The 10,232-nt window shown below is 73.7% G+C and carries 8 protein-coding genes; 3 read left to right on the top strand and 5 right to left on the bottom strand.

Annotation, left to right across the window (positions count from 1 at the left end):
- Window positions 1-100 precede the first annotated feature (100 nt).
- The gene (locus tag ACZ4UB_RS33460) at window positions 101-703 is read right to left on the bottom strand and encodes a hypothetical protein (protein ID WP_468076106.1); all 603 of its coding nucleotides are present in this window, start codon (window positions 701-703) and stop codon (window positions 101-103) included.
- Window positions 704-797: 94 nt separating this feature from the next.
- Between ACZ4UB_RS33460 and npdG the strand changes: the two genes are divergently transcribed.
- Window positions 798-1,502 carry an NADPH-dependent F420 reductase gene (gene npdG, locus ACZ4UB_RS33455; protein ID WP_468076105.1) on the top strand — a complete coding sequence of 235 codons (705 nt, stop codon included), beginning with the start codon at window positions 798-800 and terminating at the stop codon, window positions 1,500-1,502.
- A 66-nt stretch (window positions 1,503-1,568) separates the two neighbouring features.
- Here npdG and ACZ4UB_RS33450 read toward each other — a convergent pair whose 3' ends face one another.
- Window positions 1,569-3,593, bottom strand: a complete 2,025-nt coding sequence (locus tag ACZ4UB_RS33450) for a TerD family protein (protein WP_468076103.1) — start codon at window positions 3,591-3,593, stop codon at window positions 1,569-1,571.
- A gap of 220 nt (window positions 3,594-3,813) precedes the next feature.
- Between ACZ4UB_RS33450 and ACZ4UB_RS33445 the strand changes: the two genes are divergently transcribed.
- On the top strand, window positions 3,814-3,990 hold the full coding sequence (locus ACZ4UB_RS33445; RefSeq protein ID WP_354383542.1) for a hypothetical protein: 177 nt from the start codon (window positions 3,814-3,816) through the stop codon (window positions 3,988-3,990).
- On the opposite strand, the gene ACZ4UB_RS33440 is transcribed toward ACZ4UB_RS33445, so the two are convergent.
- A complete protein-coding gene (locus ACZ4UB_RS33440; protein WP_468076101.1) occupies window positions 3,971-4,786 on the bottom strand; it encodes a site-2 protease family protein in 816 nt (271 codons plus the stop codon). The genes ACZ4UB_RS33445 and ACZ4UB_RS33440 overlap by 20 nt on opposite strands.
- A gap of 112 nt (window positions 4,787-4,898) precedes the next feature.
- Between ACZ4UB_RS33440 and ACZ4UB_RS33435 the strand changes: the two genes are divergently transcribed.
- Window positions 4,899-8,252, top strand: a complete 3,354-nt coding sequence (locus tag ACZ4UB_RS33435; RefSeq protein ID WP_468076099.1) for an AfsR/SARP family transcriptional regulator — start codon at window positions 4,899-4,901, stop codon at window positions 8,250-8,252.
- Between the two features lie 47 nt (window positions 8,253-8,299).
- On the opposite strand, the gene ACZ4UB_RS33430 is transcribed toward ACZ4UB_RS33435, so the two are convergent.
- Entirely contained in the window at window positions 8,300-9,151 is an 852-nt protein-coding gene (locus ACZ4UB_RS33430) for an ABC transporter permease (protein WP_468076097.1), read from the bottom strand.
- Entirely contained in the window at window positions 9,148-10,170 is a 1,023-nt protein-coding gene (locus tag ACZ4UB_RS33425) for an ATP-binding cassette domain-containing protein (protein WP_354383538.1), read from the bottom strand. The genes ACZ4UB_RS33430 and ACZ4UB_RS33425 overlap by 4 nt, the downstream gene beginning before the upstream one ends.
- Window positions 10,171-10,232: the final 62 nt, after the last annotated feature.

The following is a 10,232-nucleotide window of genomic DNA, read 5'->3' as shown; positions in this document are numbered from 1 at the left end:
ACGCGGGCTTCCGCCCGGCACGGCGAGAGCACGCACCAGACGCCGCGGGGCCGCCCTTCGGGCGACGACGGCACTTTGACGACAGGACCTAGGCCGGGACCTACCAGCGGTGGGGCGGCGGGGCGGTCAGCTGGTCGGCCAGCCGCGCCAGCCGGTCCAGGAAGCGGTGCGGGGTGCGCTGGGCCGGGACGCCGTTCTCCCCGGCCGCCGCGCTGACCAGGTGCGACGCCGTGTCCAGGTCCAGCTCGGCGCCCTCGGGCACCGACAGGCCGTCGTGCGCCAGCGCGGCCAGCTCCGGGTCGCCGCCGTCGAGGGACAGGACGGTCGCCCCCGAGCGGCGCGCGTCGTGCACCCGCTCCAGCAGCCCCTCGCCGGGCCGCTCCGGCGCCACCACCAGCAGCGTGTGCCCGCGCCGGGCGGCGGCGAGGCGCCCCAGGCCCACCGACAGGTGCGGCGGCTCCCCGGGCAGCACTCGGTGGCGCACCAGCGTCGGCGCCAGCTCCGGCCGCCCCGACCAGGCCGCCTCGTCCACCAGGTGCGCGGCCAGGTGCCAGGGTTCGTAGCTCTCGGTGCCCACCAGCAGCAGGTTCCCGCCGGCCGGGACGACCGCCCGGCGCAGCGATCCCGCGAAGCGGCGGGCGGCCCCGGGCCACTGCGTACCGGCCAGCACCTCGCGCAACAGGGCGACCCTGACGGCATCCATGGGCGGCATCCTGCACCACGGACGGCGCAAACTGGAGCGTTTGGCACCCGCTCACCCATTCGGCCTTGGGCTACCCGGCAGTACCCTCGCCCCCATGACTTCCTCAGACAACACCCAGAAGCCCCCGGCGAAGGACCCCCACGACCTCCCCGACGTCTCGGGCCTGGTCGTCGGCGTCCTCGGCGGTACCGGGGACCAGGGCCGCGGCCTCGCCTACCGGCTCGCCCGCGCGGGCCAGAAGGTGATCATCGGCTCGCGCGCCGCCGACCGCGCCGAGGCCGCCGCGGCGGAGCTGGGCCTCGGCGTGGAGGGCGCGGACAACGCCGAGTGCGCCCGGCGCAGCGACGTCGTGATCATCGCCGTGCCGTGGGACGGCCACGCCAAGACCCTGGAAGCGCTGCGCGAGGAGCTGACGGGCAAGCTCGTCGTCGACTGCGTCAACCCGCTCGGCTTCGACAAGCAGGGCGCCTACGCCCTCAAGCCCGAGGAGGGCAGCGCCGCCCAGCAGGCCGCACTGCTGCTGCCCGACTCGCGCGTCACCGCCGCCTTCCACCACCTGTCGGCCGTCCTGCTCCAGGACGAGTCGGTGGAGGAGATCGACACGGACGTGATGGTCCTCGGCGAGGTCCGCGCCGACACCGACATCGTCCAGGCCCTCGCCGCCCGCATCCCGGGGATGCGCGGGATCTTCGCGGGCCGGCTCCGTAACGCCCACCAGGTCGAGTCCCTGGTCGCCAACCTGATCTCGGTCAACCGCCGCTACAAGGCCCACGCGGGCCTGCGCGTCACGGACGTCTGAGCCCCCCGGACATCCCCACGGCCCCCGCCACCGCCCCCCCGACGCGGCGGCGGTGGCCCGTACGCCCTAGCCCTGGCGGCCCGTACGCCCCTCCGTGGCGCCCAGGTGCGCCACCACGGCCTGGTGGAAGCGGGCCACGGCGTCGTCGACGCTGCGGATGAAGCCCGACTCCGTATTGCCCCGGGTGCTGCCCATTCCCTTGATCAGCGACAGCCGGTAGCCGGTGACGGCCGCGCCGTCCCGGGGCAGCAGGTCCCCCGGCTCGGGCCGCAGCCGCTCCAGGGTGCCGCGCGGCCCCGGACCCTCACCGTCGGTCAGGGTCTCCACGTGCAGGTCCGCCGGAGCCTCGGCGAGCAGCTTCAGCAGCCGCTTCGCACCCACCAGCGGGTAGGCGGCCGCCGGCGCCGGCACCTCGACGGACGTGCGCACCTTGGCCGTGCGCAGGTCGGCGCTGACCGCGATGACCACGCTGGTCCCGTCGATCCGCAGCTCCGCCGACAGCCGGCCCTCCGCCGCGAGCCGCGCGGCCGCCGCGGCCCGCCGGGCCCCCGGATCGCTGCCCTTGCGGGCCCGCTGCACCGGCAGCGCCTTCTGGCCCAGCTCCCCGCCGAGGCGCAGGCAGACCTGGCGGATCAGCCGCTCCCAGCTGCCGACCACCTCGACGGCCCGCGGGTCGTCCGCGCCGAGGGTCTCGTCCTCGATGCCCTTGCGCACGGGCACCCAGGCGGGCCCCATGTTCTGGAAGCCGTGGCAGCCGGAGTTGTCGTGCTGGAGGTACTCCAGCAGCTCGTGGAGCAGCCAGGCGTGCGCGGCGTTGCCCACGCCCTCGTGCCGGATCAGCATCTGCGCCTGGTGGGCGACCTCGGCCCAGGAGAGGTGCCAGAGGCCGACCTTGTGCTTGCGCCGCCCGTCGATCTTGACGTCCACCATGGCGGCGCCTTCGAGGGCCACGTCGTTGGAGAGCGTGATCACGGCTTCGTAGCCGCGCCGCGCGGCGATGTCCATGTACTGCTGCACCTGCTCGGCCTTGAGCGGGTTGCCGTTGGTCTTGGTCTCCACGAGCGCCGTCCACAGCTTGCCCGCGCGCTCCACCCGGATCACCCCGTCCGGCCGCCGCGGGGTGTCCCCGTGCGGCAGCGACACCTCGGTGAAGGTCTCCATCCGCCCGGCGGGCGCGCCGAAGCCGGCCGTCAACCTGCGGCCCAGCTCCGGTACCTGCGCCATGACGGACAGCAGCACCGAGGTGGCCCGCACCTCGCGCTCGCCGTCGCTCTTCAAGGAGGGGACCGGGAACAGCCGGGCCGGGCGCCAGGAGTCGTTCTCGGCGAGCGAGGTCCTGGGCACCCGCGGCAGCGTGATCTTCTTCTTGGTGGTGCGCGGGGCCCGGCCCCGGGTCTGCGCGGGCACGGCGTCGGCCGCAGCCGGGGCGACGGCCTCGCCCGCCGGGAGGGCCGCGGCGGGTGCGGCCGTGGGGTCCGGTGCCTGCGCGGCCGCCTCCGCGGAGCCCGCCTCCGCGGCCTCCTCCGGGCTCGCCGGCTCGTCCGGTTCCTCGGGGAGCGCGTGCCCGAAGTCGTTGGTCAGTCCGGTCAGCCCGGTCTCGTAGCCCTGGCCCACCGCGCGGAACTTCCACTCCTCGCCCCGCCGGTAGAGCTCGCCGAAGATGAAGGCCGTCTCCACGCCCGCGTCCTCGATGGAGAACCGGACCAGCTGCTCGCCCGAGCGGTCCGCGACCGTCATCCGCAGGTCGTCCAGGTCCCCGAAGCACGTCCCGCCGTACTGGCTGGCCGCGATCACGATCCGTGCGACGTCCGCCCGCACCGCCGTCAGGTCGACGCTGATGCGGTCCTCGTCGCCGTTGTCGGTCGGCGTCTTGCCCAGCAACTGCACGCTGCCGTCCGCCGCGGCGGTGTGGTTGTAGAAGTAGAAGTCGTTCTCGTCGCGGACCTTGCCGTTCTCGTCCACGAGCAGGACCGACACGTCGGCGTCCCCCGCCCCCGAGGCACTGCTCCAGCCGAGGCTCACCACGACCGCCCCGACGTCCTCGCTCAGGGCCGTCAGACTGACGTTGGCGCCCTTGGAAATCTCCTGCATGTCCCGTCCCCCCCACTGGCCCGGTGTCGTCCGTCACGGGCCGAGCGGCCGGGCTGTCGTTCTGTTCGCGCCCTCCGAGAGGCGCGCTGGGCGCACCGTAAACCCGCTGTCGTGCGAAACGCTCGGGTTCGGACGAAAAAGGGCCGGATATGGCTGGCCGGCGCGATGGGGGACACTGGAGGGGTTCGTCGCCGTTCAGTGTTCCCGAGGAGTCCGGCCCATGCCACGCCTTGCCGTGTTCGCCATCGTCGTCTGCGTCCTGTCGGTGGCCGCGGCCGTCGTCGCCTTCGTCGAGGGCAGCTTCCTCGGCATCGTCTGGGTACTGCTGGCGGGCGTGACCTCGAACATGGCGTGGTTCTACCTGCGCAAGGAGCGGCTCAGCCGCCGAGCGGGCTGAGCCCGTCCGGCGAGCAGACCGGGTTGGTGTCCTGCCAGAAGGTGTACAGGTCGCGGCCGCAGTAGGTCTCCAGGTCGGACACGCCGAGCTTGCCGAGGACCGCGTTCACGAAGTCGAAGAAGAACGCGTTGACCCCGGGGATCCACAGCAGGGCGAAGACCGCGAGCAGCCCGAAGGGCGCCAGCGGTTCGACCTCGCGGCGCACCTTGTAGGAGAGCCACGGCTCGATCACCCCGTAGCCGTCCAGCCCCGGCACCGGCAGGAAGTTCAAGATCGCGGCCGAGACCTGGAGCAGCGCCAGGAAGCCGAGGGCGTAGCGGAAGGCCGTCGGCACCCCGTCCAACGCGTCCAGCCAGAACGGCGCCGTGCACACGACGGCGAAGAGCACGTTGGTCAGCGGCCCGGCCGCCGAGATCAGGCTGTGCTTCCACCGCCCCTGGATCCGCCCGCGCTCGATGTACACGGCCCCGCCGGGCAGGCCGAGCCCGCCCAGGATCACGAAGATCACCGGCAGCACGATGCTCAGCATCGCGTGCGTGTACTTCAGCGGGTTCAGCGTCAGGTACCCCTTGGCCCCGACCGACAGGTCCCCGCTGTGCAGGGCGGTACGGGCGTGCGCGTACTCGTGCAGGCACAGCGAGACGATCCACGCGGACGTGACGAAGAGGAACACGGCGAGCCCGGCACTGGTCGCGTAGTCGGTCCACACGGCCCACCCGGTGACGCCCATGATCGCGGCGACCCCCAGGAAGACCGCACTGACCTGCCGCTCACCGTGACCGCTCTGATGCCCCATGGGCCGAAACCTATCCCAGGGGCCCCGGGACCGGCCCCCGCCCACCGGCTCCACGAACGGCCCACCGCGTAATCCCGGTGGGTTCGCGGCCCGCGCCGGTCACAATGGGCCGGTGCGTTACGCGATTCTCGGCAGTGCCCAGGCAATCCGCGGCGACGGAACCCCCGTCGCCCTCGGCGGAGCCCGCTTGCGCGCGCTCCTGACCGCGCTCGCGCTGCGCCCCGGCCGGGCGGTCCCGGTCGAGGTGCTGGTGGACGAGGTCTGGGGCGACGAACCGCCCCAGGACGCCTCCGGCGCGCTGCAAGCCCTGGTCGGGCGGCTGCGCCGGGCCGCCGGGCACGGGGCCGTCGCCTCCGCCGAGGGCGGCTACCGGCTCACCGCCGAGCGCGACGACATCGACCTCTACCGCTTCGAGCGGCTCGCCCGCACCGCCGCGCAGCGCCTGGAGGCGGGGGATCCGGGCCGGGCCGCCGAGCTGTACGAGGAGGCCCTGGGCCTGTGGCGCGGGCCCGCCCTCGCGGACCTGCCGGATCCGACCGCCGAGGCCGCGCGCTGGGAGACCGTACGACTGGACGCGCGCCGGGGCCGGCTCGGCGCTGCCCTCGCCCTGGGCCAGGCGGAGCGGGTCCTGCCCGAGCTGACCGCCCTGTGCGCCGACCTGCCCCTGGACGAACCCCTCCAGGTGCTGCGGATCCGGGCGCTGCGCGACGCGGGCCGGCCGGCCGAGGCCCTGGTCGCCTACGACGGCGTGCGCCGCGAGCTGGCCGACCGGCTCGGCGCGGACCCGGGACCCGCCCTGCGCGCCCTGCACACGGAACTGCTGGCCCCGCGGCCGACCGCCCACCGGCCCCCCGCGGCGGCCCCCGCCCCGGTGACGCCCCCGGCCCCCGCCCCGGCGCCCGCGACCGGCCCCGACGGGAACCTGCGCGCGCGGCTCACCACCTTCGTCGGGCGCGAGGACGACATCCGCGTCATCGGCGAGGACCTGGCCCGCGCCCGGCTGGTCACCCTCCTCGGCCCCGGCGGAGCGGGCAAGACCCGGCTCTCCCAGGAGGCCGCCGAGGCGCACCCCGCCGCCGAGTGGCCCGACGGGGTCTGGCTGGTCGAGCTGGCCCCGGTCGACGACCCCGAGGACGTGGCCGAAGCCGCCCTCGCGGCCCTCGGCGCCCGCGAGACCAAGCTGCGCGGCGCCGCCGCCGAGGAGATGCGCGTCCTCACCGGACAGACCGGCGACCACCCCTTGGTCCGGCTGACCGAACACTGCTCCCGGCGGCGCCTGCTGCTCCTCCTCGACAACTGCGAGCACGTCATCGGGGCCGCCGCCGAGCTGGCGGAGCGGCTGCTCACGCACTGCCCGGGCGTGCGGATCCTGGCCACCAGCCGCGAACCCCTCGGCGTGCCAGGGGAGCTGCTGCGCCCGGTGGAACCGCTGCCGGATCCGATGGCGGTGCGGCTGTTCGCGGAGCGCGGCGCCGCCGCCCGGCCGGGGTTCACCGTGGCCGACGACCCGGACGCCGCCGTCGAGATCTGCCGCCGGTTGGACGGGTTGCCGTTGGCGATCGAGTTGGCGGCGGCGCGGCTCCGGTTGTTGACCCCGCGGCAGATCGCGGACCGGTTGGACAACCGGTTCCGGTTGTTGACCAGCGGGAGCCGTACGGTGCTGCCGCGCCAGCAGACGCTGCGGGCGGTGGTCGACTGGTCGTGGGAGCTGCTCGACGCCGACGAGCGCACGGTGCTGCGCCGGCTGTCGGTCTTCGCCGGCGGCTGCGACCTGACCGCGGCCGAAGCCGTCTGCGCCCGGCGCGACCCCGACGCCCCGTCCGGGACGGACATCACCGACATCGCGGACGTGGCCGACGTACTCGGCTCGCTCGTCGACAAGTCCCTGGTCGTCGCCGCCCCGGGAGCCGAGGGCGACATGCGCTACCGACTGCTGGAGACCGTCGGCGAGTACGCCGCCGAGCGGCTCGCCGAGGACCCCGCGGACCAGGAGGCCACCTGCCGCCGCCACCTCGTCCACTATCGCGAACTCGCCCGCACCACCGACCCGCTGCTGCGCGGCCGCGGCCAGCGGGAGGCCGTGCGGCGCTTCGCCACCGAGTACGAGAACCTGCGCACCGCCCTGCGCCGGGCCGTCGCCGCCCGCGACGCGGGCGAGGTGCTGTGCCTGGTCCACTCCCTCGTCTGGTACTGGCAGATGCGCGACCTGCGCGCCGACATGCGCCACTGGGCGAACGCCGCGGCGACCCTGGGCCCGAAACCCTTCCAGCAGCCGGTCGCCCCCGCCCAGCCCGTGTACGAACAGATCGTGGACACGCCCCCGCCCTACACCGGGGAACTGCTCGCCGAGGGGTGGCGCGGCATCGGGCTGCTCCAGCTGGCCGCCCGCGACCAGGCCAGGGGGAGCTGGACCTCGGAGGAGGTCCGCGCCGAGGTCGCGGGGATGGCGGCCGCCTACCGGCCCGGCCTGCCGCAGACCTGCCGGATGCCCGGATCGATGTACGTCTTCGCCGCCATGATCGCCGGGAACCCGGGACTGATCGGCCTGATCGCCGACGCGACGGTGGAGACGTGCCGCGCGCTCGGCTACCGCTGGGAGCTGGGCTCCGCCCTCCAACTGCGCGCCAACGTCCTGGCCAACCGTGCGGACTTGGCCGACATCGCGGTCCGTGACGCCGAGGAGAGCCTCGCCATCTTCCAGGAGCTGGGCGACGACTGGGGCTGCGCGGAAGCCCTCTCGGCCCGCGCCGAATCCCGCGAGAAGCGCGGCGACTACGCCCTGGCCGGGGAGGACTACCAGGCGGCCATCGCGCACGCGGAACGCCTCGGTGCCAAGGGCCAGGTGTCGGTGCTGCGGATCCGGGTCGCGGGCGTCCTCATGGAGAGCGGCGGCGGCGAGCGGGCCGAGGAGATCCTCACCGAGGCGCTCGGCGTCCCGCGTCCCTTCAACAACGAGGCCATGCCCGTCGCCCGGATGTTCCTCGCGACCCGCTACGGCGCGACCGGCCGGATCCCCGAGGCCCGCGCCCAGCTGGACCTGCTGCGCGGGGAGTTCGCCAACGGGGCCTACGCCATCTTCGAGGGCTTCCTGCTCGGCATCGCGGCCTGGCTGGACAACCAGGAGGGGAAGTACGAGGAGGGCCTGGCGGGGCTCAGGGCCGCGCTGACCACGGCCCGAGAACCGCTCGCCGAAATGGTCGCGCCGCAGATGCCCGCCGTGTACCTGATCAGCGCGGCGGAGGCGCACGCCGGGCTCGGCGGCGCGGAGCACGCCCGCACCGCGGTCCGGCTGATGGGCGCCTACCGGGCGCTGCTCCCGACGGAGCACGTGCCCGTCACCACCGAACGCGAGAGCGCCGCTCGGGTCACCGAACGGGCCGGGGCGGAGCTGGACCAGGCCGCCTTCGACGCGGCGTACGCCGAAGGCGGCGGCCTCTCCCTGGAGGAGGCCACCGCCCTCGTCTGACCCGTGGCGGGCCCGGGACGCGATCCGGTCCCGCCCGGATCGGTCCGTCAGGTCTTGTTGCGGAACTTGCGCACCGCGATCGGCATGGTGATCACGGTGATGCCGACCGACCAGGCCAGCGTGATCCACACCGAGTTGCCGATCGGCGTGCCGTTGATCAGGGCGCGGGCCGCGTCGGCCAGGTTGGACAGCGGGTTGTAGTCGGTGAAGGACTGCAGCCAGCCGGGCATCGTGGTCGGCGGGGCGAAGATCGAGCTGCCGAACTGGAGCGGCATCAGGACCAGCATCGCCATGCCCTGCACGGCCTGGGCGGTCTTCATCGTGAGACCGAGCAGGATGAAGATCCACATCAGCGAGGCGCCGAAGACGGCCGCCAGACCGATGGACGCCAGCAGGTCCAGGACCGAGGTCTTGATGGACAGGCCCAGCATGAAGCCGACGGCCAGCAGGATCGCGATGGCGACCATCATGCGGCCGACCTCGACCACGATCTTGGCGATGAGCACCGAGGACCGGGCGATGGGCATGGACCGGAAGCGGTCCATCACGCCCTTCTTGAAGTCGTCGTTGACGCCGGTGCCGACGCCCATCGCGATGTTCATGCCCATCATGGCCATCAGGCCCGGGACGACGTAGTTGACGTACTCCTGCTGGTTCCCCTTGCCGGAGATCGCGCCGCCGAAGACGAAGACGAACAGCAGCGTGAAGATGATCGGCATCAGCAGGACGTCGAACATCGACTCGGGGTCCTGCTTGATCTGCAGGACGTTGCGGCGGGCCAGCGCGCCGATGTGGCGCAGGTGGGCGCGCAGCCCCAGCCGGCCCTCGTCGCTCACGGACGTCGGCCCGGAGACCGGGGCGGAGCGGGTGGGGGCGGGCTTCGTGGTGACGGTGCTCATGCCGCTACCTCCTCGGTCTGGTGGGCGTCTGCGGGGGCGGCCTTGTGGCCGGTGATGGAGAGGAAGACCTCGTCCAGGCTGGGCAGGTAGGTGCCCAGGTCGGCGATGGCGTAGCCGCGGGCGGCCAGCAGGCCCACCACCGCGGTCAGCTGCTCGTCGCTCAGGATCGGGACCAGCAGGACGCCCTCGTCCGGCACGGCCTGGCTGCCGGCGACGCCGTCCAGGCCGGTCTCGGCCAGCGAGCGGGCCATCCCCGGCAGGTCGGCCGGGTCCGCGGGGCGGATCTTCAGGGTGCGACCGCCGACACGGGCCTTCAGCTCGTCGACCTTGCCGTTGGCGATGACCTTGCCGTGGTCGATGACCGTCAGCTCGCTGGCGAGCTGCTCGGCCTCCTCCATGTATTGGGTGGTGAGCAGGACCGTCGCGCCCTCGGCGACCATCCGCTGCACCTCGTCCCACACCTCGTTGCGGGTACGGGGGTCCAGACCGGTGGTCGGCTCGTCCAGGTAGAGCACCGCCGGACTGCCGATCATGGAGGCGGCGAGGTCCAGGCGCCGCCGCATGCCGCCGGAGTAGTTCATGACGGCCTTCTTGGCCGCCTCGGTCAGCGAGAACCGCTCCAGCAGCTCGTCCGCGCGGCGGCGGGCGTCCTTGCGGGACAGGTCCAGCAGCCGCCCGATCATGTAGAGGTTCTCCCAGCCGGAGAGCTTCTCGTCGACCGAGGCGTACTGGCCGGTGAGGCCGATGGTGCGGCGCAGCTGTCGGGGCTGGCGGACCACGTCGAAGCCCGCGACGACGGCGGTGCCGGCGTCCGGGGTGATCAGGGTGGAGAGGCAGCGGACCAGGGTGGTCTTCCCGGCGCCGTTCGGGCCGAGGACCCCGAGGACCGTGCCCTCGCGGACGTCCAGGTCCACGCCGTCCAGTGCCTTGGTCTCGCCGTAGTGCTTGACCAGTCCCCGCACTTCCACCGCGTGGGTGCCGTGTGCACCACGGCCGGGGGTGATGTCGTTTCGCGTCATGTCCTCATGGGACCAGAGGGCGCTGACAAAGCGCCGACAGCCGGCCGACAGCAGCTGTCGGC

It is taken from the genome of Streptomyces sp. NPDC028419 (assembly GCF_055565515.1).
This window is presented reverse-complemented; position numbering and strand designations above follow the sequence as displayed.

Excerpts from the sequence above, each read along its gene's own strand:
- ACZ4UB_RS33460 (WP_468076106.1), bottom strand. The coding sequence starts at position 703 with ATGGATGCCGTCAGGGTCGCCCTGTTGCGCGAGGTGCTGGCCGGTACG.
- npdG (WP_468076105.1), top strand. The coding sequence starts at position 798 with ATGACTTCCTCAGACAACACCCAGAAGCCCCCGGCGAAGGACCCCCAC.
- ACZ4UB_RS33450 (WP_468076103.1), bottom strand. The coding sequence starts at position 3,593 with ATGCAGGAGATTTCCAAGGGCGCCAACGTCAGTCTGACGGCCCTGAGC.
- ACZ4UB_RS33445 (WP_354383542.1), top strand. The coding sequence starts at position 3,814 with ATGCCACGCCTTGCCGTGTTCGCCATCGTCGTCTGCGTCCTGTCGGTG.
- ACZ4UB_RS33440 (WP_468076101.1), bottom strand. The coding sequence starts at position 4,786 with ATGGGGCATCAGAGCGGTCACGGTGAGCGGCAGGTCAGTGCGGTCTTC.
- ACZ4UB_RS33430 (WP_468076097.1), bottom strand. The coding sequence starts at position 9,151 with ATGAGCACCGTCACCACGAAGCCCGCCCCCACCCGCTCCGCCCCGGTC.
- ACZ4UB_RS33425 (WP_354383538.1), bottom strand. The coding sequence starts at position 10,170 with ATGACGCGAAACGACATCACCCCCGGCCGTGGTGCACACGGCACCCAC.